This window comes from Bradyrhizobium sp. Ce-3 (assembly GCF_022835695.1).
GTDB lineage: Bacteria > Pseudomonadota > Alphaproteobacteria > Rhizobiales > Xanthobacteraceae > Bradyrhizobium.
The window spans coordinates 37706-59085 of the sequence record NZ_BQUV01000007.1 but is presented as its reverse complement, the minus strand read 5'-3'; the positions used below and the strand labels follow the sequence as shown (position 1 = coordinate 59085).

Below are 21380 nucleotides of genomic sequence, written 5' to 3'. Positions count from 1 at the left end.
AGTCCATGGCTACAGCAGCCAACCAGATCGGTCGCGTTACCCAGGTCACGGGCGCCGTGGTCGACGTGCAGTTCGAAGGCCACCTTCCGGCGATTCTGAACGCGCTCGAGACCAAGAACGGCGGCAACCGCCTGGTGCTCGAAGTCGCCCAGCATCTCGGTGAATCGACCGTCCGTACCATCGCGATGGACATCACCGAAGGCCTGGTGCGCGGCCAGGAAGTCACCGACACCGGCGAACCGATCCGGGTGCCGGTCGGCGAAGGCACGCTCGGCCGCATCATCAACGTCATCGGCGAGCCGATCGACGAAGCCGGCCCGATCAAGTCCGAAGGCCTGCGCGCCATCCATCAGGAAGCGCCGAGCTATACCGACCAGTCGACGGAAGCGGAAATTCTCGTCACCGGCATCAAGGTCGTCGACCTGCTCGCTCCGTATGCGAAGGGCGGCAAGATCGGCCTGTTCGGCGGCGCCGGCGTCGGCAAGACCGTGCTGATCCAGGAGCTGATCAACAACGTCGCGAAGGCGCATGGCGGTTACTCGGTGTTCGCAGGCGTCGGCGAGCGCACCCGCGAGGGTAACGACCTCTATCACGAGTTCATCGAATCCAAGGTCAACGCCGATCCGCACAATCCGGATCCGAGCGTGAAGTCGAAGTGCGCGCTGGTGTTCGGCCAGATGAACGAGCCGCCGGGCGCCCGCGCCCGCGTCGGTCTGACCGGTCTGACGGTTGCCGAGCACTTCCGCGACCAGGGCCAGGACGTGCTGTTCTTCGTCGACAACATCTTCCGCTTCACCCAGGCGGGTTCTGAAGTGTCGGCGCTGCTCGGCCGTATTCCTTCGGCCGTGGGTTATCAGCCGACGCTCGCGACCGACATGGGCGCGCTGCAGGAGCGCATCACCACCACCCAGAAGGGTTCGATCACCTCGGTGCAGGCGATCTACGTGCCGGCCGACGACTTGACCGACCCGGCGCCCGCCACCTCGTTCGCGCACTTGGACGCCACCACGGTGCTGTCGCGCGCGATCTCGGAAAAGGGCATCTACCCGGCGGTGGACCCGCTCGACTCGACCTCGCGCATGCTGTCCGCGCTGGTGGTCGGTGAAGAGCACTACAACACCGCGCGTATGGTCCAGCAGATCCTCCAGCGCTACAAGTCGCTGCAGGACATCATCGCCATTCTCGGCATGGACGAACTGTCGGAAGAGGACAAGCTGACGGTGGCTCGCGCCCGCAAGGTCGAGAAGTTCCTGTCGCAGCCGTTCCACGTGGCCGAAATCTTCACCGGCTCGCCGGGCAAGTTCGTCGACTTGGCCGACACCGTGAAGGGCTTCCGCGATCTGTGCCAGGGCAAGTACGACCATCTGCCGGAAGCGGCGTTCTACATGGTCGGCACCATCGAAGAAGCCGTCGAGAAGGGCAAGAAGCTCGCCGCCGAAGCGGCCTAAGCAAGCGAATGGCGATAGGGAGTAGCGAATAGATATTCGCGCACTCCTCCCTCCATCGCCATCAGCTATTCGCTACTCACTAGTCGTCGCAGGTTTTCCATGGCCACCTTCCACTTCGATCTCGTCTCTCCCGAAAAGCTCGCCTTCTCCGGCGAGGTCGATCAGGTCGACGTCCCCGGCGTGGAGGGTGACTTCGGTGTGCTCGCCGGCCACGCGCCGGTCGTCGCCACGGTTCGTCCGGGCATCCTGACCATCACGGCCGCCGGCAAGCGCGAGAAGGTGATCGTGCTCGGCGGTCTCGCCGAAGTGTCGGACAAGGGCCTCACCGTGCTCGCCGACGTCGCGACTGCGATTGCGGATCTCGATCGTGCGAAGTTCGCCGAGACGATCAACGAGATGCAGGAGAAGCTCGCCGAGAAGGAGGGCTCCGAGCTCGACCACGCGATCGAGCGGCTCGACCACTTCAAGGGCATCCAGCACGAGCTCAACGCGACCGCCATGCACTAAGGCGCGGTTGCGACCAGCGATCGCGCCACGGCGCTCAAGTCGGGCGCGGCTTTGTGAAATCGCTCACACTCTCTGCTTCAGCTACCAGGACTTGAACAATTCAACGCTCGCCGGACCGCGGCGGGCGTTGAATGCTTGTTGCGCCCGGAACCGTCTGGCGGCATTCTCCCCGGCATATTTGGGTTCCGGGGCTGGTGCTCATGAAGCGCAAGATCGCAGCGATCTTTGCGGCCGATATTGCAGGCTATAGTCGATTGGTTGCCGAGGACGAGGAGGAGACGCTGCGGCGGCTCGCTTCCTACCGGCAGGTCACCGACGATTTCATTGCAAAGTGCGGGGGCCGCATCTTCAACACCGCGGGTGACGCGGTGCTTGCGGAATTTCCCAGCGCCGTCGAAGCGGTGCGTTGCGCGATCGACATCCAGGAAAGCCTGCGTACCCGCAACATGGCCTATCCGCCGAGCCGGCAGATGGCGTTCCGCATCGGCATCACCATCGGCGACGTGGTCGAGCGCGACGGCGATCTGCTCGGCGACGGCGTCAATATCGCAGCAAGGCTCGAAGGCCTCGCCGAGGTCGGCGGCATCTGCGTGTCGCGCGCGGTGCATGAACAGGTCGCCAACAAGCTGTCGGTGCAGTTCGCCGACATCGGCGCGCAGGAAGTGAAGAACATCCCGACCCCGGTGCACGCCTACATGGTGGCGATGCGGCGCGAGGACGGCAGCTACGCGACGCCGCAGCTCAAGAAGCCGGTAAAGGTCGCGGCTGCGCCGGCCTGGATGTGGCCCGCGGCCATCACTTTGGTGCTGCTGGCCGCGATCGGCGTCGGCGGCTTCCTCTATTACACCAAGCTGGAAACCTCGGCGACGAAGCCCACTGCCGTGGCAAGCTCCGCTCCGGCATCCACGCCGCTGGTATCGGCTTCACCGGCGCCATTGGTCGCACCGTCGCCATCAGCGGTGACTGCGCCGGCAGCCAAGCCCGTGCCGCCGCCGCAGCTGGCCACGCCGGCAGCTCCGTCGCCGCCGTCGATCGCTCCAGGCGACAGGCTTGCCGCCGATATCGTTCCGTTCGTCAGCGACCGCACCCGCAGCGTGCTCGCGACCGAATATCTGCCCGCGGGCGATTCCAAGGCGGTGGCCCTCAACATCAACGGCTTCGTCGGATGGAGCGTGGCGCAGCCGAGTGAGGACGCGGCGAAGACCGCCGCACTCGATCTGTGCCAGAAGCGCGCCGACAATGCCGGCTCGCCGCGCAAGTGCGAACTTTACGCCGTCGGCAACGCCGTCGTGTATGCCCATGGCCTGCCTCCGGTGCCGCCCTTGCCGTGGGTCAAGCGCGACGTGCTGGTCGAGAAGCCGTACGCCACCAGGGACGTCCCGCTGCTGCGCGAGGCGGCCAGGGCACGGCTTGAAAGCCTGTTCGTGCCGGGGCGCAAGACGCGCACCATCGCGCTCGGTCCGGGCGGTCACTACTTCTTCAACGCGGGGATCGATTCGCTCGAGGAATCGGCGCGGCGCAACCTGCAGGCCTGCGGCGCGGTCGCGGGCGTGCCCTGCACGATCGTCGCGGTCGACGACGTCTTCGTGGTGCCGATCCCGGCCACGTTGCGCGTCGCCGGCTTCTTCAAGGCCGCGGACAGTTCGGTGATCGCGCCGGGCGAGCGGGGCGATGTGGTGCGCAAGCTTGCCGATGCGACGGCAGGCTGGAACGCGGTCGCGGTCGGGACGCAGGGGCGGCCGGGATTGGGGTTGAAAGCGGAGAACGAGCAGGGCGCGGTCAACGCGGCGCTCGCCGACTGCGGCAAGCGCGACAGCGATTGCCACGTCATCGCGATCGGTCCGTTCACGGTCAGCCCGAACTAGCGCATGATCCGGACGTGCGCGAAGCAGTTTTCCGTGCGCCAAACGCGAAGACATTTGTGCAGAGCATGTTCAAACAAGGATACGATCCGGAAATTGTGAGGCAGCTTACAGCAGGGATCATGCGCACATGACAAGCTGCGGCGTGATGACGAACCGGCCAGCCGCATCGCGATTTCACCTCGACGTAATGGACAATAACCAGTGCTGACTTTCTCGACCGATGCTCTCCGCCCGCAGGACCGCTTTGAGCATTGGTGCGACGTCCGCGGCAAAAGCCTGTTCGGGGTCACGATCGAGCTCGATCGTGACAAGCGACCTGAATTTCGCGGGCGCTTTTCCGCGACGCCGGTCGGTGACGCCGTGCTGGCGGAGATGTCGGCATCCTCCTACCGCGTCAGCCGGACGTCATCCGACATCGCGCGCGTCCCGAGCAACAGCCTGCAACTCGCCTGGCAGGTGCGCGGCCCCGGCCACCTGAACATCGGTCGCGATCGCGTTCATTACGTGCACAACGGAGATCTGGTGTTCGGCCACTCCAACCTGCCGTTTTTCTCGACGCCCGAGCGGACCGACGGTTTTCATTTCTTCAGCCTCAAGATCCCGGTCACCAGCGAGCTCGTGCTCGGCGCGCGAATCGAGGATGCGCCGCCGGTCGCGCTGGCGCGTGATGCGAGCCTGACCCGGCTGGTCGGCGCCATGTTCCGCTCCTTGACGCGCGATCCGACGCAGGCCGGGCAGTTCGCCGGCGAGGTCACGCATATGGTGCGCCTGGCGCTGCTTGCGCGGGGACGCTTGCGGCCGCGCCAGGATGAGATCCGCGCGGCGCTGCATGCCGGCTATCTGCATGCCGCGCGCGAAATTCTGCTGCGCGATCTGCATCGCGCCTCGCTCACGCCGGCCGCGGTCGCCGTCGAGCTCGGCATCTCGCTGCGGCAATTGCATGCTCTGTTCGAGCCGACCGGCCTGTCGTTGGCGCGGACGCTGACGGCAGCAAGGTTGAAGGAGGCGAAGCGGCTGCTCTCCTCGATGCAGGATCGCGGCATCGACGAGATCGCATTCTCCTGCGGCTTCGACAGCATCGCGACCTTCTATCGCGTGTTCCGCACGACCTATGGCATGACGCCGGGCGATGCGCGGCGCGTTCAGCCGGCGAATTCGGCGAACCGGGTCGCAACCGCGCGATAGACCTCGCGGCGGAACGGCACCACGAGCTCGGCGACGCGATCGAGGCGCTCCCAGCGCCATCGATCGAATTCGGCGGGCTGTCCGTTGCGCGGCGTCAACGGATCGATCTCGTCGTCACGTCCGGTAAAGCGCAGCGCAAACCATTTCTGGCGCTGGCCACGGAATTTGGCCAGCCGGTGTGATGCCGGTCCGTCATAGGCCGGGAATTCGTAGGTCATCCAGTCGGTCTCGCCGAGATAGTCGGCGTTGACCGCACCGGTCTCTTCCCACAATTCGCGCATCACGGCCTGGCGCGGGTCCTCGCCTTCGTCGATGCCGCCCTGCGGCATCTGCCATTCGAGGCCGGGCAACACGATCTCCGGACCGTCGTCCTTGATGCGGTGACCGATCAGCACGCGGCCGTCGGCGTTGAACAGCGCGATGCCCACATTGGGGCGATAGGGCTTATCTGATGACATCCTGATACGTGCGTCGTGCGTGGCCGGTCGTCGGGCCGCTTATGTGGCCGCGAGACCGGCGAATTCCTTCACGACGCGCTCATAGACCGGACGCTTGAACGGCACAATCAGCTCCGGCAGATTCTTCATCGGCTCCCAGCGCCAGGTGACGAACTCGGCCTTGTGGCCGCCGCCGGGGTGGGCGACGTTGATCTCGTTCTCGTTGCCGGTGAAGCGCAGCGCGAACCACTTTTGCCGCTGGCCGCGATAGCGGCCCTTCCAGGCACGGCCGGCGACGGTGCGCGGGATGTCATAGATCAGCCAGTCCGAGACCTCGCCGAGCTTCTCCACCGACTTGATGCTGGTCTCTTCATAGAGCTCGCGGCGGGCGGCCTGGAATGTATCCTCGCCGGGATCGACGCCGCCTTGCGGCATCTGCCAGACATGCGCGTCGTCGACATGCTCGATGCCACCCGCGCGGCGTCCGATGAAAACCAGCCCCGCGGTATTCAGCAGCATGATGCCGACGCAGGTTCGATAGGGCAGGTCTTCATAACGTGCCATGCTGCCGCTACCTCGCACATTTTCTGGTGCCGCCCGACCCGGCCCCCCGGCAAGGTCTCAAGCTGCACCAACGGATTGAATCTTTAGCCCGATTTTGATTTCAGCATCGCCGTTGTCAATGGCACAAGCATGATGCCCTTGGAGTCCAGTGTCTTGAGCCAGGCGCCGAGCCGTTCGATCGAGACCGGCAGCGCCGAGGCGACCCCCACCGCGGTGCCGCGTTCCTTGGCGATGGTTTCCAGCTTGACCAGCGCGCGGTCGATCTCCGCAGAGGTCGGCACCGCGTCGATGGCGAAATCGGCCCTGGCGAACGGCAGCGACTGCCCCGCGGAGAGGCTCTGCGCGACGCTGCGCGGGGTGGAACCGTCGTCGAACCAGCTCAGGCCGCGCTTGGCCGCTTCGCGGACGATGGGTTGCATCACCGGATCGGTGGCGACGAAGCGGGCCCCCATGAAGTTGGCGATCCCGGCATAGCCCTGCAGGCGGCTGAGGTGCCAATAGAGCCGGTCGAGGTTCTGCTCGCTGCTCAACGTGGTCAGCAGGGTCTGCGGGCCCGGATCGTTGTCCGGATAGTCGAACGGCTCCATCGGGATCTGCAGCATGATCTCGTGGCGCTGGCCCCTGGCGCGTTCCGCGAGCTTGCCGGGGTCGGCGCCATACGGCGTGAAGGCCAGCGTCACGGCCGGCGGCAGCTTCATGATGGCGTCAGTGGTCTTGGCGGCGCCGACGCCGAGGCCGCCGACCACGATGGCGATCACCGGCATCCGGGCCGCCTTGGCGCGGTCGGCCTCGGCCGCATAGACCGTGAACGGCTTCAGGCCGTCGGCGACCACGGGGATCATGCCGTAGCGGGACTTTTCCAGCAGGCGCGGGTCGATCCCGGCCATTGCGAGCGGGGCCGCATCGCCATCCATTGTCTTTTCGGCGGGATCGCCGGCGCCGATCACGACGTCCTGGCGCTTGCCGCTGGAGCCGTCGATGATGGTGACGGTTTTGGCGTCGCCGGCTGCGGCCGGCGCCTTGGCGGCGGATTTGACCGCCGGCTCAGCCGGCTGGCCGGCCGGGGCGTGCTTCTCATCGGTGGCTGCAGGCGGGGCGTTGCGCAGCGTGATCCGGGCGATCGGTTCGCCGCCGAGCGGGTTGTCGTTGAACAGCACGACGCCGGCAAAGCCGACCAGCACGAGGCCCAGCAGCACGGCGAGCGCCTGCATCGCCGTGAACGGCAGGCGGAAACGGCGCGTCCTGCCCACGGTCTGCTGCCCAAGCGGCGTGCTCAGTTCGTCGGCCGCTTCTGCCATGACCCTCCCCGAATCAACAGCGCGAACGATAGCACGATGCGGTGCATTCCCGCGCGCCGGCCGCCCCGTCAAAGCACGGTTACGGGTGGACGCCGAAAGCAGAAAGGGCGGCCCGAGGGCCGCCCTTTCTCCGAATCGATTGGATTGGATCAGTTCGCGGACTTGTTGGCCGGCTTGTCGGCGGCGGCCTTGTCGCCGGGCGCTTTGTCGGCGGCCGGTGCCGGCGTGGCGTTCGAGGTCGACTTGATGCCGTGCAGGAGGTCGTCGGCCATCTTCAGTGCCTTGTCGTCCTTGGCGTCCGGCGGGACGTAGGACTGCGAGCCGGTCTTCTCGTCGCCATCGTTCTTCAGATGGCCGCGCAGCGAAGCTTCGCCCTTGGTGTCGGTGCGCGCCTTCAGCTCTTCCGGCACGTCCTGCAGCACCTCGATATCGGGCACGATGCCCTTGGCCTGGATCGACTTGCCCGACGGCGTGTAATAGCGCGCGGTGGTCAGGCGCAGCGCGCCGTTGCCCGAGCCGAGCGGGATGATGGTCTGCACCGAGCCCTTGCCGAACGAGCGGGTGCCGACCAGCGTCGCCCGCTTGTGGTCCTGCAGCGCGCCGGCGACGATTTCGGAGGCCGAGGCCGAGCCGCCGTTGATCAGCACGATGACCGGCTTGCCTTTGGTCAGGTCGCCCGGATGGGCGGCACGGCGCTGGGTTTCCTCGGCGTTGCGGCCGCGGGTCGAGACGATCTCGCCGCGCTCCAGGAAGGAGTCGGAAACCGTGACCGCTTCCTCGAGCAGGCCGCCGGGGTTGTTGCGGAGGTCGATGATGTAGCCCTTCAGCTTGTCGCCGATCTGGCCCTGCAGATTGGCAACTTCCTTCTTCAGGCCTTCGGTGGTCTGCTCGTTGAAGGTGGTGATGCGGATATAGGCGATGTCGTCGGCTTCGACGCGCGCACGCACCGAGCGGACGCGGATGTTGTCGCGCACCAGCGTGACGTCGATCGGATTGTCCTGGCCCTTGCGGATGATCTTGAGTTTGATCTTGGTGTTGACCGGACCGCGCATCTTCTCGACCGCCTGGTTCAGGGTCAGGCCCTGCACGGCCTCGTCGTCGAGATTGGTGATGATGTCGTTGGCCATGATGCCGGCCTTCGAGGCCGGGGTATCGTCGATCGGCGAGACCACCTTGATCAGGCCGTCTTCCATCGTGACCTCGATGCCGAGGCCGCCGAACTCGCCGCGGGTCTGCACCTGCATGTCGCGGAAGCTCTTGGCATCCATGTAGCTCGAATGCGGGTCGAGGCCGGACAGCATGCCCGAGATCGCGGATTCGACCAGCTTCGAGTCATCCGGCTTCTCGACATAGTCGCTGCGCACGCGCTCGAAGACGTCGCCGAACAGATTGAGCTGGCGGTAGGTGTCCGACGTCGCGGCGCGCGCGCTCGATCCCATCAGCACCGCGCGGGGCTGCGTGACGAAAAGCGTCAGGGCCGCGCCGGTGGCGGCGCTAAGGAGAATTACCGAAGTCTTGCGCATCATCCGCGAACCTTTTCGCCTTCATTTGCGGCCCACCATGGACCTGGATCGATTGGAGTGCCGTCTTTCCGGAACTCGACATAGAGCACTGGCTGGCTCGCATTGGTCGCGAGAATGGATGCAACTTGGGACGTCGACCCCATGGTCGCAACCGGCTCCCCCGTAAGTACAAACTGGCCGATGTTTACCGAAATACGCTCCATCCCGGCGATCAGGACATGATACCCGCCCCCGGCATTGAGGATCAAGAGTTGTCCATAGCTGCGGAAAGGACCAGCGTAAACAACCCAGCCGTCACACGGGGTTGTGACCTGCGCGCCCGGTTTGGCCGCCAAAGAAATGCCTTTTTGTACGCCCCCCGCGCCGTCGGAACCGCCAAACTCGCGAATCTTGGTGCCATTCACGGGGTAGGAGAACAGGCCCTTGGCCGAGGCGAAGGCGACCGCCGGGCTCATCCGGGCCGGGTCCTTCAGGGCCCCCAGATTAGGCTTGCCGTTAACCGTCGCGGGAGCCCCCTGGAGGCTTGCCGTGGCGGCGGCCTTGGCGGCGCTCTTGAGGTCCTGCTCCATCTTGGCGATCAGGCCTTGCAGATCGGCGGCCTGCTTCGACAGCGCGATGGCGCGGGCGCCTTCCGCTTCCATGTCCTTCTCGGCCGCGCTCTGCTGCCGCTGCCGTTCGTCGACCAGTGCGGCCAGCCGGGTCTGGTCTTCCCTCAGCTTGTCGCGGTCGGCCGCCAGCGCGTCGCGCTCGGTCGAGATGGTCTTGCGCAGCGCGACCAGCTCGCCGAGATCGGCGGCAAGCTTCTCGGCACGGACGCGCAATTCCGGCACCACGGCGCCGAGCAGCATCGCGGTGCGCAGCGATTGCAGCGCATCCTCGGGCCGCACCAGGAGCGCCGGCGGGGTGCGCCGGCCGGCGCGCTGCAACGCTGCCAGCACCTCGATCACTTCGGAGCGGCGTGAATCGAGCGAGCTGCGGATCTCGCGCTCGCGGCCGTCGAGCGTCTGCAGCCGTGCTTCGGCGTCGGCGATCCGGGTTTCGACGCCGCGCACCTGGCCGGCAATGTCGATCAGCTGCTGATTGAGCTTGCTGCGGTCCTGGCCGATCGTGGCGATGTCGGCCTTCAGCTTCTCCTGCAGCTCGGTCGCCTTGCGCTGCTGTTCGCGCGCGGCCTCCAGCTCCTGCTCGCGCTGCTTGATGGCGTCGGGCGATGTCTCCGCGGTCGCGGCCTGCTGTGCCGGCGGCGCGGGCTGTTGTGCGGGTGGTGTCGCTTGCGCATGCAATGCGGCCAGCGGAGCGGCGGCGAACATCGCGATCGACAGCGACGCCGGCAACCAGCCGCGGCGCGCGGTGCCGAGATACGATGCTATGTCCCGCTTGTGCTGCATTCGCTTGGCGCTTGGCGCTTTCGACTGTCCGTCACCGCATCTCAGACGCGATGATAGGGATGGCCGGCCAAAATGGTCGCGGCCCGATAAATCTGTTCCAGAAGCATGACGCGGACCATTTGGTGCGGCCAGGTCGCGGAGCCGAATGCAATACGCAACGAAGCCTTGCGCTGCAATTCAGGCGAAAGTCCGTCGGCGCCGCCGATCACGAAGACAGTATGCGCTGTTCCCTCGTCGCGCCAGCGGCCGAGCTGCTGGGCGAAGCTTGCGCTGTCGATGCTCTTGCCGCGTTCGTCGAGCGCGACCAGCGCGTGCTTGTCGGGCAATAGTGCCGAGATCGAAGCAGCCTCTTCGGCGATCCGCGCTCCCGTGTCGCGCGCGCGGCTCTCCGCGATCTCATGGACGTCGAGGCCGCGAAATCCGAGCTTGCGGCCGATATCCTCGAAGCGCTCGCGGTAACGCTCGGCGAGCTCCCGTTCAGGGCCCTGTTTCAGGCGGCCGATGCAGATGACGACAAGGCGCATCAGCGCAAGCTATATGCGCTGCAGCCGATTCGCATCGGCTTCGATACCCCTTAGACCGCCGCGACCGCCGGGTTCTGAGTCCACAACCGTTCGAGATTGTAGAACTCGCGCACCTCAGGCCTGAACACGTGCACGATCACCTCGCCGGAATCGATCAGCACCCAGTCGCAATTGGGCAAGCCCTCGACGTGGATGTTCTTGACCCCGTTTTCCTTGAGGCTCTTCGTCACATTTTCCGCGATCGCGCCAACGTGCCGGTTCACCCGGCCGGTGGTGACGATCATGTAGTCGGAATATGCGGATTTGCCCCGAAGGTCGATGGTGACCGTCTCTTCCGCCTTCATGTCCTCGAGGCGGGAGAGGATCAGGCTCAGCGTCTTGTTGGCATCCGGTTTGTCGGCGTCCGGTTGCGCCTGCAAGGCCGCGGTTTTCGTCGATGTTTTACGCGCAGTCTTTGGAACCTTGGGTAAAACAGACTTTGACAATACAGATGTGGCCAGGGACCATTCCTTTCACTGTATCGCGGGTGCCGAATCCTCGGCCCCACGCACCATTCTACGCATGTGGGGTTAATGGTTTCAATATTCCAGTAACCCTTTTGCGCCTCACGCCGTTCTCCAGCTCCCGTCCGGGTTCCGCAGTCCGGTCGAAGACAAATTGGATTTCATTCCTGTCAGGAAGACCCAGGCCGGCGCCTGTTGGTCGGCCAGCCGGATCGCCTGATTTTCGGGCATGCGATAGCGCGCGAGTGCCTGCGCCGCCGGTGCGGCGAGGGCGCGGAAACTCTGGGGCGGTCGGTCGATCACGGCAATCGGCACATCGGACGCGATGCGCCGCCAATCTTTCCAGCGATGAAATTGCGCGAGATTGTCAGCGCCCATGATCCAGACAAAGTGCACGCCGGAGACACGACGGCGCAAGTGGATGATCGTGTCGACAGTGTACCGCGTGCCAATGACAGCTTCGAGACAGGAGATGTCGATCCGCGGGTCGTCGGCAACGCGGCGCGCGGCGGCGGCGCGCTCTTTGAGCGCATGCAGGCCGTCGTGGTTCTTCAGCGGATTGCCCGGCGTCAGCAGCCACCACACGCGGTCGAGCTGCAATCGCTTGAGCGCGAACTGGCTGATGGCGCGATGCGCGGCGTGCGGCGGGTTGAACGAACCGCCGAGCAGCCCGATGCGCATGCCGTTGGTGTAGAACGGAAGCGCCTGGGCTGCGGAGTGCGGCACGGTGGATGCTTGCTGCAAGGGTCTACCGTGCGCGTGCGACAATGATCACGGCCGTGTCTGCCCGGTGCCGTGGACGCGGTATTTGAAGCTCGTCAGCTGCTCGGCGCCGACAGGTCCGCGGGCGTGGAATTTGCCGGTGGCAATTCCGATCTCCGCGCCGAAGCCGAACTCGCCGCCGTCGGCGAATTGAGTCGAGGCGTTGTGCAGCACGATCGCCGAGTCGACCTCGTTGAGGAATCGCTGCGCGGCAGCGGAATCCTCGGTCACGATCGCATCGGTGTGATGCGAGCCGTGATTGTGAATATGCGTAATTGCTGCATCGAGGCCGTCGACGATCTTCGCCGAGATGATCGCGTCTTCGTATTCGGTGTTCCAGTCCTCGTCGGACGCGGGCTTCACCCTGGCGTCGGCGCCTTGCACGATGTCGTCGCCGCGTACCTCGCAACCGGCATCGAGCAGCAGCTCGACCAGCGGCTTCAGCTTGGTCGCGGCCGCGGTGCGATCAATCAGCAGGGTCTCGACGGCGCCGCAGACCCCGGGACGGCGCATCTTGGCGTTCAGCACCACCGACTTGGCCATGTCGAGCTTCGCACTGGCATCGACGTAGATGTGGTTGACGCCTTCGAGATGCGCGAACACCGGCACGCGCGCCTCCGCCTCGACGCGTGCGACCAGGCTCTTGCCGCCGCGCGGCACGATCACGTCGATGCCGCCGTTCAATCCGGTCAGCATCAGGCCGACGGCGGCGCGGTCGCGGGTCGGCACCAGCGTGATCGCGGCCTCGGGCAGGCCGGCTTCGCGCAGGCCCTGCACCAGGCACTCATGGATCGCGCGGCAGGAGCGGAAGCTGTCGGAGCCGCCGCGCAGGATCACGGCGTTGCCGGATTTCAGGCACAGCACGCCGGCGTCGGCGGCAACGTTGGGGCGGCTTTCGAAGATCACGCCGATGACGCCGAGCGGCACCCGGACGCGCTCGATGGTCATGCCGTTCGGCCGCTGCCAGCTCTCGGTGACGGCGCCGACCGGATCGATGATCTCGCGCACGGTGGCGACGCCATCGGCCATGCCGTCGACGCGCGCCTGCGTCAGTGTCAGGCGGTCGACGAAGGCCGCGGTCATGCCGCCCGCGCGCGCCTCGGCGACGTCCTCGGCATTGGCGGCGAGGATCGCCGGTGCATGGCTGCGGATCGCGCGTTCGATCGCGGCAAGCGCCCGGTTCTTCTGCTCCGGCGGCGCCAGCGCCAGCACACGCGCAGCGGCTCGCGCCTTGGCGGCGAGGTCGGTCATCAGGACAGTGAGATCGGCGTTGCCGTCGATCGCCTTCAGGGGGGCGCTCATGAAACTACCAGCTTTGGACTAAGGCCATGTTCTAGCATGGCAATTGAGGGGTGGCGAGGCGCGGAACCGGCATGGCAGGTGGGCGGCGGGCCGCCCCGCTCGGCCAATGGCCTATCCAATGGCCTATTTCGGCGGGATCGCCCCGGCCGGGCCGATCACGAGGTCGTCGCGGTGGATCATCTCGGAGCGGCCGCTGATACCCAGAATGGCCATCACGTCGGGCGAGGAGCGGCCCTTGATCTTCTCGGCATTCTCGGCGTCGTAGGCGACCAGGCCGCGGCCGATCTCATGGGTGTCGGGGCCGCGCACCACGACGGCATCGCCGCGGGCGAACTGGCCGTCGACCCTGACGACGCCGGCCGGCAGCAGGCTCTTGCCGGCGCGCAGCGCGGCCACGGCGCCGGCATCGATGGTCAGCGTGCCCTTCGGCTCCAGCGAGCCCGCGATCCAGCGCTTGCGCGCGGTGACCGGATTGGCCGGGGTCAGGAACCAGGTGCAGCGGCCGCCGTCGGCGATCGCCTGCAGCGGATGCTCGATCTTGCCGGAGGCGATCAGCATGTGGGTGCCGGCGGTGGTCGCGATCTTCGCGGCCTCGATCTTGGTGGTCATGCCGCCGCGCGACAGTTCGGACCCGGCCGAGCCCGCCATGCCCTCGATCTCGGAGGTGATGCTTTCCACCACCGGGATCAGCTTGGCATCGGGATCGACCGCGGGCGGCGCAGTATAGAGGCCGTCGATATCGGACAGCAGGATCAGAAGATCCGCGCTCGCCATGGTGGCGACGCGGGCGGCGAGGCGATCATTGTCGCCGTAGCGGATCTCTGTCGTGGCGACGGTGTCGTTCTCGTTGATCACGGGCACCGCGCCCCATTCCAGCAGCTTGGCGATGGTCGAGCGCGCATTGAGATAGCGGCGGCGCTCCTCGGTATCCTGCAAGGTCACCAGGATCTGCCCGGCGCCGATGCCGTGATGGCCGAGCACCTCCGACCAGATCCGCGCCAGCGCGATCTGGCCGACCGCGGCGGCTGCCTGGCTCTCCTCGAGCTTCAGCGGCCCGCGCGGCAGCTTCAGGCGGCTGCGGCCGAGCGCGATCGAGCCCGACGACACCACCATGACCTCGCAGCCGCGCTTGTGAAGCTTGGCGATGTCGTCGACCAACGCGGCGAGCCAGGATGCGCGTACCTCGCCGGCTTGCGAGTCGACCAGCAGCGACGAGCCGACCTTGACGACGATGCGGCGAAAGTTCTTGAGCGCGGGGCGTTTCATGGGTTCGGTCTGGCAGGAAGGTGGAAGCAGGAGGCGCCACGAGGTGGCCTGGAAAGTCGAACTGTGCCGTCAGCTCTGCGGCAGCGGCGTCGCCCACGGTTCCGACTGAGCCTTGGCCTTGTTCGACACCGGTGCTTCACCGATCACCTCGACCAGCGCGCGCAATGCCTCCGGCACGCCTTCGCCGGTCGCACCTGACAGCAACAGCGGGGTCTTCTTCGCCGCCCGCTTGAGGCGGTCCTTCTGCTTCTTCAGTTCGTCCGGCTCTACCGCGTCGATCTTGTTGAGCGCGACGATCTCGATCTTGTCGGCGAGCTGGCCCTCATAGGCCTCGAGCTCGGTGCGCACCGTCTTGTAGGCCTTGCCGGCATGTTCGCAGGTCGCATCGACCAGATGCAGCAGCACGCGGCAACGCTCGACATGGCCCAGAAAACGATCGCCGAGGCCGGCGCCTTCATGCGCGCCTTCGATCAGCCCGGGGATGTCGGCCAGCACAAATTCGCGGCCGCCGTAATTCACCACGCCGAGCTGCGGATGCAGCGTCGTGAACGGATAGTCGGCGATCTTCGGCCGTGCCGCGCTGACCACCGACAGGAAGGTCGATTTGCCGGCGTTGGGCAGGCCGACCAGGCCGGCATCGGCGATCAGCTTCAGCCGCAGCCAGATCCAGCGCTCCTCGCCCGGCGCGCCGGGATTGGCGTTGCGCGGTGCGCGGTTGGTGGAGGATTTGAAATGCGCGTTGCCGAAACCGCCATTGCCGCCTTCAGCCAGCACGAATTTCTCGCCGAGCTCGGTGAAGTCGTGCAGCAGCGTCTCGCGGTCCTCGTCGAACACCTGGGTGCCGACCGGCACTTTCAGCACGATCGGCTTGCCGTTGGCGCCATGGCGGTCCTTGCCCATGCCATTGGTGCCCTTCTGCGCCTTGAAGTGCTGCTGATAGCGGTAGTCGATCAGCGTGTTCAGTCCGTCGACGGACTCGATGATGACGTCGCCGCCGCGCCCGCCATTGCCGCCGGAGGGACCGCCGAACTCGATGAACTTCTCGCGCCGGAACGCGACGCAGCCGTTGCCGCCGTCGCCCGAGCGAATATAGACCTTGGCTTCATCGAGGAATTTCATGATGCGTACTAGTTAGGGCAGGGGGGCCGCGGCGGCAACCCGGAAAGGCCCTGACTTCGGCGAAGAGCCTTAATTTTCGGGCCTTTTTACGGCCCTTGAGGCTAGTTCGGTCGCCTTCGGACCAGGAATTTCTGCATGCCTTCCAGCACCAGCTCGCGCCGCTGGTTGTGCACGGTCGAGCGCAAGGTCACGACGCCCGTGGTCCGGCCCGGCGCGAGCTCGATCACCTCCAGCGCGGGGTAGATGGTATCGCCGGCATAGACCGGCTTGAGGAACTTGCTCGACTGTTCCAGGAAGCCGACCAGCGACTCCTCGACGACATAGGGAAACAACCCGGCGCCGGGCGCGGTGTGCACCAGGGTCTGGAAGCCGTGGGCGAGCAGGTCAGGCATGCCGCGGGTGCGGCAATATTCGACGTCGTAATGGATCGGATGGGTGTCGCCGCTCGCGGCCTGGAACGCGGCGAACACCGCCGAGGTCTGGGTCCGGCTCGGGATCACGAAGCGCTCGCCGAGCACGAAATCCTCGAACCAGCGCTGCGCGGGGACCATGCGATGCTGGGTGGGGTCGAATTCGCTCATGCGGCGTTTCCTGCTCTGCTTCTTGAATGCCGAGCTACCGGTAGCGCAGGCGCCCGACTGCGACAATTGGGTCGATATGCCCACGCCGGGGTTGTCCTGCGCGGCCACGCCGGTAAAACCGGCGACAGCACCGCCCGATTCAGAGGCGGCGACAACAAGACGACCATGAGCCTGTTCGCAAAACTGTCCTCCTACGACGATCGATCGGCGCGGCTCGCCGGCATCGGTTTGATGCTGCTGTCGATCTTCATGTTCTCGTTCGGCGATGCGATGGGCAAATTCATCGTCGCCACCTATTCGGTCGGGCAATTGCTGTGGCTGCGCGCCTGCGCGGCGCTGCTCGTGCTGCTGCCGATCGTGTGGCAGCGGCGCGCGGATTTCCTGCATCTGGAGCGGCCGTGGCTGCAATTGCTGCGGGTCACGCTGTCGACGCTGGAGGTCGCGGCGTTCTTCCTGGCAACGGTTTATCTGCCGCTCGCCGACGTCATCACCTACTATCTGGCCGGGCCGATCTTCGTCACCGCGATGTCGGGCCTCGTGCTCGGCGAGCATATCGGCTGGCGGCGCTGGACCGCGATCCTGGTCGGCTTCTGCGGCGTGCTGATCGCGCTGCGGCCGTCGGCGCAGACCATCAGCTGGCCGGCGATGATCGCGCTCGGCGGCAGCCTGTCGTTTGCGGTGCTGATGCTGATCACCCGCTCGCTGCGCGCGACACCCGATATCGTGCTGGCGACGACGCAGTTCGGCGGCACGTTCGTCCTCGGCGCGGTGCTCTCGCCGATCGGCTGGGTGACGCCGACAGCCGGCAGCCTCGTGCTGTTCTTCACCGCCGGCATCATCTCGGTCGCGGCGCTGCTCTGCGTCAACCGTTCGCTGAAACTCGCGCCGGCCAGCGTGGTGGTGCCGTACCAATATTCGATGATCGTCTGGGCGGTGATCTTCGGATTCGTGGTGTTCGGCGACGTGCCGTCCTGGGCCACGATCGTCGGCGCCGCCATCATCATCGCGGCCGGCCTCTACATCTTCGTGCGCGAGCAGCAGCTCGGACGTACGGAGACCTCGGTCAATCCGCCGGCCTGATTCTTACCCTCCCCTGGAGGGGGAGGGTCGACGCGAATGCAATGAGCGGCGGGGTGGGGTGAAGGTCTCTCCACATCCAACAGTGCCCGAGTTGAGAGATCACCCCACCCCGTCTCACATTTCGCTGCGCTCAATGTGATCCGACCCTCCCCCTCCAGGGGAGGGTGAAGATCAGAACCCTCAGCTCTCCCGCCTCGTCGAGTTGTTCCAGCTCTTCAGCGAGGCCCAGACGCCGCGCGACAGGCGGAAGGCGTCGACCGGGCTCGATGAGCCCAGCGCCTCGAAGCGGTGCAGCTCGACGCCGCTCCACTGGAAGCCGCACTTCTCGAGGATGTTGCGCGACGACGGGTTGACGACGCGGGCGCCGGCGATCAGCTGGTCGAGATCGAACTCCTCGAAGAAGTAATCGATCACCGCGCGCGCGGCCTCGGTGCCGAAACCCTGGCCCCAATGGTCGACGCCGAGCCAGTAGCCGAGCTCGGCCGATGTCTCCTCGCGCCAGTCGACGCCGACCATGCCAATCGGCGTGTGGTTGTTCTCGATCAGGAAAACGGTCTCGCGGCCGCCGGCGCCGAGTGCGCGCACGAAGTCGATGGCGTCGTCCTGGGTATAGGGATGCGGCAGGCGGCGGGTGTTCTCCGCGATGCGGCGATCATTGGCGAGGCGTGCGATTGCTTTTACGTCCGCGAGCGTCGGCTTGCGCAATGTCAGCCGTTCGGTCTCGAGGACGCAAGCTCTTGCCTCGCGCAAGGTCGGCGTCGGGATATCCTGCAACATGTCGAGCTCCTGTGATGCGACAATCGGTACGCAACGCTTGGAACGTCACGCGCGGTCGAAGCGGATCGCGCGCAACAAAAAGGGGAGGCCGGTCATCCCGCCTCCCCTTGGAGCCCTTTGCGACTCCGCCGGTTCAACAGGACCCGGCGGACTCATGTATGTCCACCGTCTACTCGGCCGCCTCTGCCATCGGAATAACCGAGATGAATGTGCGGCCATTGGCTTTGGCACGGAACTCGACATGACCCTCGACCTTGGCGAAGAGAGTATGGTCGGTGCCCATGCCTACATTAAGGCCGGGATGCCAGGTGGTGCCGCGCTGACGCGCGATGATGTTTCCGGGGATCACGCGCTCGCCACCGAACGCCTTGATGCCAAGGCGCTTGCCCTTGGAATCACGTCCGTTGCGCGATGAACCGCCTGCTTTTTTATGAGCCATAGCTCGTCTCCGACTTCGCTTTGATCTCTAGATCAATTCCTTGACGGAATCATTTCACATTTTGTCACGCTTCACATCATGAAGCGCGACGATCACTTCTTCTTAAGCCTTGGCAGCGGCCTTCTTGGCCGGAGCCTTTTTCGCGGCCGGCGCCTTTGCGGGCGCCTTCTTCTTGGCCGCCTTCGGCGCTGCGTCCTCGCCATCCTCGGCGGGCGCTGCGACGACCTTTTCCTTCTTCGGCCGCGGGCCGATGGTCGGCTTGGCGTTATCGGCGAGGATCTCGGTGATGCGAAGCACCGTGAGCTCGTCGCGATAGCCGCGCTTGCGGCGTGAATTCTTGCGGCGACGCTTCTTGAACGCGATCACCTTGGCGCCGCGCTTGTGCTGCAGCACTTCGGCCGCAACGGTGGCGCCTGCCACGGTGGGCGTTCCCAGCACCGGCGTGTCACCGCCGAGCACCAGAACTTCGCCTAGCTGCACGATCGTGCCGACATCGCCGGCGATCTTGCCAATCTCGAGTACATCATTCGGAACGACGCGGTATTGCCGGCCGCCGGTTTTGATGACTGCGAACATCGTTTGATTCCTTCGTGTTCGGTTCCGGCCTCGGACGAATAGCCCGGGTCGGCTTTTTGTTCAGTCGCTATGGGTTATGTGTCTCGTGCGAAGGGAATGAATTCCCAAACTGGATCGCACAAAAACGATCGGCGCGAGAAATCCCCGCGCCGGATGGGCGGACTTATAGCCGCAATCGACCGAGAGTCAAGGTAAAGCAGGGCAAAAACCGGCCAAAAATGAAGGGTTTGGCGCGGTTTTGGTCCCGGTTTCGGCGTCAGGCCGCGGTTTGCGCGGCGGCCCGGGCGTGCCGGCGGATGCTCTGCGGCGGCTGGCCCAGCACCCGCAGGAAGGCCCGCCGCATCCGTTCGCGGTCGGCAAAGCCGGTCTCGCCGGCAATTTCGTCCATCGAATGGCGGCCGTCGCCGATCAGTTCGCGCGCGGCCTCGACCCGGAGCTGCTCGATCGCCTTGGCCGGCGACTGGCCGGTCTCGGCGCGGAAGGCGCGGCTGAACTGGCGCGGGCTGAGCCGCGCCACCTCGGCCAATTGCTCGACCGAGAGCTCGTTGCGCAGATGGGCCTTGGCGTAGTGCAGGGCGTTCTGGATGCGGTCGGATTTCGGGTCGAGCTCGAGCAGCGCGGAGAATTGCGACTGTCCGCCGGTGCGGCGGTGATAGACCACGAGCTTGCGCGCCACTGACCGTGCGACCTCGACGCCGAGGTCATGCTCGACCATCGCCAGCGCCAGATCGATCGTCGCGGTCATGCCGGCCGAGGTCCAGATCGGCCCGTCGACGATGTAGATGCGGTCCTGCTCGACCTTGAGCCCGGGGAATCGCGCCTGCAATTCCGGGGCGAATTGCCAATGCGTGGAGACGCGCCGGCCGTCGAGCAGGCCGGCTTCGGCCAGCGAGAAGGCGCCGATGCAGGGCGCGGCGATCCGCTGCGATGTCGTCATGGCGCGGCGCATGTAGGCGATCAACTTCGCCGATGCCGGATAAAGGTCGTGGCCGGCGCCGATGAACAGCGTGTCGAAGCTGCGCTCGCCAAAGGCTTCGGTTTCGACATTGAAGCCGGCGGATGACCGCACCGGGCCGCCATCCTCCGACAGCAGCGTGACCTCATAGAAGCGCTGGCCCGCGATCAAATTGGCGACTTCGAAGGCGGTGATGGCGGTGAAGCCCATCACCTGGAACTCCGGGAAGACGACGAAGCCGATCTCCTGCATGGAACCCTCCGACGGCAACTTGTGTCCTAAAAAGGTGTATATATGACATTTGAGACATGCAAGGGGGCCTGTAGAACCTGACCTGCGGCCAAAATCGGCCGTCCAAGGTCAAACAGGAGACCAACATGACCAAGTCAGCCAAAGGAACGGCGCTCGTTACCGGTGCGTCGTCCGGAATCGGTGCCATCTATGCGGACCGGCTCGCACGGCGTGGCTACGATCTGATCCTCGTCGCACGTAACCGCGAGCGCCTCGATGGGCTCGCCAAGCGTATTGCCGCGGAGACAGGCCGATCGATCGAGATCGTTGCCGCCGACCTCACCAAGCGCGCGGACGTGTCGCGGATCGAGTCCATTCTGCGCAGCAACGCCGGCATCAGTGTGCTGGTGAACAACGCCGGTGTCGGTGCCACCGCGCCGCTGCTCGCATCCGATATCGACAAGATGAGCGACATGATCGCGCTCAATGTCGACGCGCTGATGCGCCTGACCTACGCGGCGGTGCCGGGGCTGGTTACGCGCGGCGGCGGCACCATCATCAACATCGCCTCGGTCGTCGGCGTGCAGCCCGAACTGCTCAACGGCGTTTACGGAGGCAGCAAGGCCTTCGTGCTGGCGCTGACCCACTCGCTGCAGCACGAGCTGAAGGACAAGAACATTCGCGTTCAGGCCGTGCTGCCGGGCGCCACGGCCACCGAGTTCTGGGACATCGCCGGCACGCCGGTCGCGCATCTGCCCGGCGAGATCGTGATGAAGGCGGAGGACATGGTGGACGCTGCGCTGGCCGGTTTTGACCAGGGCGAGGTCTTCACCGTGCCGTCGCTGCCGGAGGCCGCCGATTGGCAGGCCTACGAGGCGGCCCGCCAGAAGCTGATACCGAACCTGTCGCGCAGCAAGCCCGCGGCGCGCTACGGCGTGAAGGCCGCCTGAGGCCATTCGAGCTCTTCGCGAAACTGTTTCCCGCGCCCGGCCCCAGCGCCGCGGCGCGGGAAGCAACCATTTGGGTTCCGCGTCGTTAGTACGGGGAATC

The 21380-nt window shown here is 65.7% G+C and carries 22 protein-coding genes; 6 read left to right on the top strand and 16 right to left on the bottom strand.

Features of this window, described 5'->3' with window-relative positions:
- Positions 1 to 5 precede the first annotated feature (5 nt).
- The 4 genes from atpD (at position 6) to BRSPCE3_RS23695 (ending at position 5005) form a co-directional block, all read left to right on the top strand.
- Positions 6 to 1448 (top strand): F0F1 ATP synthase subunit beta, encoded by a 1443-nt coding sequence (atpD, locus tag BRSPCE3_RS23710; RefSeq protein WP_244068711.1) that lies wholly within the window; start codon positions 6 to 8, stop codon positions 1446 to 1448.
- Positions 1449 to 1547: 99 nt separating this feature from the next.
- Positions 1548 to 1955, top strand: a complete 408-nt coding sequence (locus tag BRSPCE3_RS23705) for a F0F1 ATP synthase subunit epsilon (RefSeq protein WP_244068710.1) — start codon at positions 1548 to 1550, stop codon at positions 1953 to 1955.
- A 200-nt stretch (positions 1956 to 2155) separates the two neighbouring features.
- Positions 2156 to 3820, top strand: a complete 1665-nt coding sequence (locus BRSPCE3_RS23700; protein ID WP_244068709.1) for an adenylate/guanylate cyclase domain-containing protein — start codon at positions 2156 to 2158, stop codon at positions 3818 to 3820.
- A 201-nt stretch (positions 3821 to 4021) separates the two neighbouring features.
- Positions 4022 to 5005 carry an AraC family transcriptional regulator gene (locus BRSPCE3_RS23695; RefSeq protein ID WP_244068708.1) on the top strand — a complete coding sequence of 328 codons (984 nt, stop codon included), beginning with the start codon at positions 4022 to 4024 and terminating at the stop codon, positions 5003 to 5005.
- Here the strand turns inward: BRSPCE3_RS23695 and BRSPCE3_RS23690 are convergent.
- From BRSPCE3_RS23690 to BRSPCE3_RS23635, 12 genes are all read right to left on the bottom strand, one after another.
- Positions 4963 to 5463, bottom strand: a complete 501-nt coding sequence (locus tag BRSPCE3_RS23690) for an RNA pyrophosphohydrolase (RefSeq protein ID WP_244068707.1) — start codon at positions 5461 to 5463, stop codon at positions 4963 to 4965. The two genes, BRSPCE3_RS23695 and BRSPCE3_RS23690, sit on opposite strands and share 43 nt — an antisense overlap.
- Positions 5464 to 5502: 39 nt before the next feature.
- Entirely contained in the window at positions 5503 to 6006 is a 504-nt protein-coding gene (locus BRSPCE3_RS23685) for an RNA pyrophosphohydrolase (protein ID WP_244068706.1), read from the bottom strand.
- A gap of 83 nt (positions 6007 to 6089) precedes the next feature.
- Positions 6090 to 7304: a divergent polysaccharide deacetylase family protein gene (locus BRSPCE3_RS23680; RefSeq protein ID WP_244068705.1), complete on the bottom strand. Its 1215-nt coding sequence runs from the start codon at positions 7302 to 7304 to the stop codon at positions 6090 to 6092.
- Positions 7305 to 7453: 149 nt separating this feature from the next.
- Positions 7454 to 8830, bottom strand: a complete 1377-nt coding sequence (locus BRSPCE3_RS23675) for a S41 family peptidase (protein ID WP_244068704.1) — start codon at positions 8828 to 8830, stop codon at positions 7454 to 7456.
- On the bottom strand, positions 8827 to 10215 hold the full coding sequence (locus BRSPCE3_RS23670; RefSeq protein ID WP_244068703.1) for a murein hydrolase activator EnvC: 1389 nt from the start codon (positions 10213 to 10215) through the stop codon (positions 8827 to 8829). The genes BRSPCE3_RS23675 and BRSPCE3_RS23670 overlap by 4 nt, the downstream gene beginning before the upstream one ends.
- 41 nt (positions 10216 to 10256) lie before the next feature.
- Positions 10257 to 10739, bottom strand: coding sequence for a 23S rRNA (pseudouridine(1915)-N(3))-methyltransferase RlmH (gene rlmH, locus BRSPCE3_RS23665; protein ID WP_244068702.1), 483 nt, complete (start codon positions 10737 to 10739; stop codon positions 10257 to 10259).
- 50 nt (positions 10740 to 10789) lie between these two features.
- Positions 10790 to 11158, bottom strand: coding sequence for a ribosome silencing factor (rsfS, locus tag BRSPCE3_RS23660; protein WP_016847840.1), 369 nt, complete (start codon positions 11156 to 11158; stop codon positions 10790 to 10792).
- A 186-nt stretch (positions 11159 to 11344) separates the two neighbouring features.
- Positions 11345 to 11968 (bottom strand): nicotinate-nucleotide adenylyltransferase, encoded by a 624-nt coding sequence (locus BRSPCE3_RS23655; RefSeq protein WP_283843167.1) that lies wholly within the window; start codon positions 11966 to 11968, stop codon positions 11345 to 11347.
- A 45-nt stretch (positions 11969 to 12013) separates the two neighbouring features.
- Positions 12014 to 13306, bottom strand: a complete 1293-nt coding sequence (locus BRSPCE3_RS23650) for a glutamate-5-semialdehyde dehydrogenase (protein WP_244068701.1) — start codon at positions 13304 to 13306, stop codon at positions 12014 to 12016.
- A 123-nt stretch (positions 13307 to 13429) separates the two neighbouring features.
- A complete protein-coding gene (proB, locus tag BRSPCE3_RS23645) occupies positions 13430 to 14572 on the bottom strand; it encodes a glutamate 5-kinase (protein ID WP_244068700.1) in 1143 nt (380 codons plus the stop codon).
- 69 nt (positions 14573 to 14641) lie between these two features.
- Positions 14642 to 15691: a GTPase ObgE gene (gene obgE, locus BRSPCE3_RS23640; protein ID WP_244068699.1), complete on the bottom strand. Its 1050-nt coding sequence runs from the start codon at positions 15689 to 15691 to the stop codon at positions 14642 to 14644.
- 101 nt (positions 15692 to 15792) lie between these two features.
- The gene (locus BRSPCE3_RS23635; RefSeq protein ID WP_244068698.1) at positions 15793 to 16272 is read right to left on the bottom strand and encodes a MaoC family dehydratase; all 480 of its coding nucleotides are present in this window, start codon (positions 16270 to 16272) and stop codon (positions 15793 to 15795) included.
- A 165-nt stretch (positions 16273 to 16437) separates the two neighbouring features.
- Between BRSPCE3_RS23635 and BRSPCE3_RS23630 the strand changes: the two genes are divergently transcribed.
- Positions 16438 to 17352, top strand: a complete 915-nt coding sequence (locus tag BRSPCE3_RS23630; RefSeq protein WP_244068697.1) for a DMT family transporter — start codon at positions 16438 to 16440, stop codon at positions 17350 to 17352.
- Between the two features lie 180 nt (positions 17353 to 17532).
- On the opposite strand, the gene BRSPCE3_RS23625 is transcribed toward BRSPCE3_RS23630, so the two are convergent.
- From BRSPCE3_RS23625 to BRSPCE3_RS23610, 4 genes are all read right to left on the bottom strand, one after another.
- A complete protein-coding gene (locus BRSPCE3_RS23625) occupies positions 17533 to 18129 on the bottom strand; it encodes a GNAT family N-acetyltransferase (protein WP_244068696.1) in 597 nt (198 codons plus the stop codon).
- A 169-nt stretch (positions 18130 to 18298) separates the two neighbouring features.
- Positions 18299 to 18568, bottom strand: coding sequence for a 50S ribosomal protein L27 (rpmA, locus tag BRSPCE3_RS23620; RefSeq protein ID WP_024583287.1), 270 nt, complete (start codon positions 18566 to 18568; stop codon positions 18299 to 18301).
- 102 nt (positions 18569 to 18670) lie between these two features.
- On the bottom strand, positions 18671 to 19144 hold the full coding sequence (rplU, locus tag BRSPCE3_RS23615; RefSeq protein ID WP_244068695.1) for a 50S ribosomal protein L21: 474 nt from the start codon (positions 19142 to 19144) through the stop codon (positions 18671 to 18673).
- Positions 19145 to 19400: 256 nt separating this feature from the next.
- Positions 19401 to 20351, bottom strand: a complete 951-nt coding sequence (locus BRSPCE3_RS23610) for a GlxA family transcriptional regulator (RefSeq protein ID WP_244068694.1) — start codon at positions 20349 to 20351, stop codon at positions 19401 to 19403.
- Between the two features lie 125 nt (positions 20352 to 20476).
- Between BRSPCE3_RS23610 and BRSPCE3_RS23605 the strand changes: the two genes are divergently transcribed.
- Positions 20477 to 21280 carry an SDR family oxidoreductase gene (locus BRSPCE3_RS23605; RefSeq protein WP_244068693.1) on the top strand — a complete coding sequence of 268 codons (804 nt, stop codon included), beginning with the start codon at positions 20477 to 20479 and terminating at the stop codon, positions 21278 to 21280.
- Positions 21281 to 21380 lie beyond the last annotated feature (100 nt).

Coding starts and splice junctions, on each gene's coding strand:
- atpD (WP_244068711.1), top strand. CDS start 6: ATGGCTACAGCAGCCAACCAGATCGGTCGCGTTACCCAGGTCACGGGC.
- BRSPCE3_RS23705 (WP_244068710.1), top strand. CDS start 1,548: ATGGCCACCTTCCACTTCGATCTCGTCTCTCCCGAAAAGCTCGCCTTC.
- BRSPCE3_RS23700 (WP_244068709.1), top strand. CDS start 2,156: ATGAAGCGCAAGATCGCAGCGATCTTTGCGGCCGATATTGCAGGCTAT.
- BRSPCE3_RS23690 (WP_244068707.1), bottom strand. CDS start 5,463: ATGTCATCAGATAAGCCCTATCGCCCCAATGTGGGCATCGCGCTGTTC.
- BRSPCE3_RS23685 (WP_244068706.1), bottom strand. CDS start 6,006: ATGGCACGTTATGAAGACCTGCCCTATCGAACCTGCGTCGGCATCATG.
- BRSPCE3_RS23680 (WP_244068705.1), bottom strand. CDS start 7,304: ATGGCAGAAGCGGCCGACGAACTGAGCACGCCGCTTGGGCAGCAGACC.
- BRSPCE3_RS23675 (WP_244068704.1), bottom strand. CDS start 8,830: ATGATGCGCAAGACTTCGGTAATTCTCCTTAGCGCCGCCACCGGCGCG.
- BRSPCE3_RS23670 (WP_244068703.1), bottom strand. CDS start 10,215: ATGCAGCACAAGCGGGACATAGCATCGTATCTCGGCACCGCGCGCCGC.
- rlmH (WP_244068702.1), bottom strand. CDS start 10,739: ATGCGCCTTGTCGTCATCTGCATCGGCCGCCTGAAACAGGGCCCTGAA.
- BRSPCE3_RS23650 (WP_244068701.1), bottom strand. CDS start 13,306: ATGAGCGCCCCCCTGAAGGCGATCGACGGCAACGCCGATCTCACTGTC.
- proB (WP_244068700.1), bottom strand. CDS start 14,572: ATGAAACGCCCCGCGCTCAAGAACTTTCGCCGCATCGTCGTCAAGGTC.
- obgE (WP_244068699.1), bottom strand. CDS start 15,691: ATGAAATTCCTCGATGAAGCCAAGGTCTATATTCGCTCGGGCGACGGC.
- BRSPCE3_RS23635 (WP_244068698.1), bottom strand. CDS start 16,272: ATGAGCGAATTCGACCCCACCCAGCATCGCATGGTCCCCGCGCAGCGC.
- BRSPCE3_RS23630 (WP_244068697.1), top strand. CDS start 16,438: ATGAGCCTGTTCGCAAAACTGTCCTCCTACGACGATCGATCGGCGCGG.
- BRSPCE3_RS23625 (WP_244068696.1), bottom strand. CDS start 18,129: ATGTTGCAGGATATCCCGACGCCGACCTTGCGCGAGGCAAGAGCTTGC.
- rpmA (WP_024583287.1), bottom strand. CDS start 18,568: ATGGCTCATAAAAAAGCAGGCGGTTCATCGCGCAACGGACGTGATTCC.
- rplU (WP_244068695.1), bottom strand. CDS start 19,144: ATGTTCGCAGTCATCAAAACCGGCGGCCGGCAATACCGCGTCGTTCCG.
- BRSPCE3_RS23610 (WP_244068694.1), bottom strand. CDS start 20,351: ATGCAGGAGATCGGCTTCGTCGTCTTCCCGGAGTTCCAGGTGATGGGC.
- BRSPCE3_RS23605 (WP_244068693.1), top strand. CDS start 20,477: ATGACCAAGTCAGCCAAAGGAACGGCGCTCGTTACCGGTGCGTCGTCC.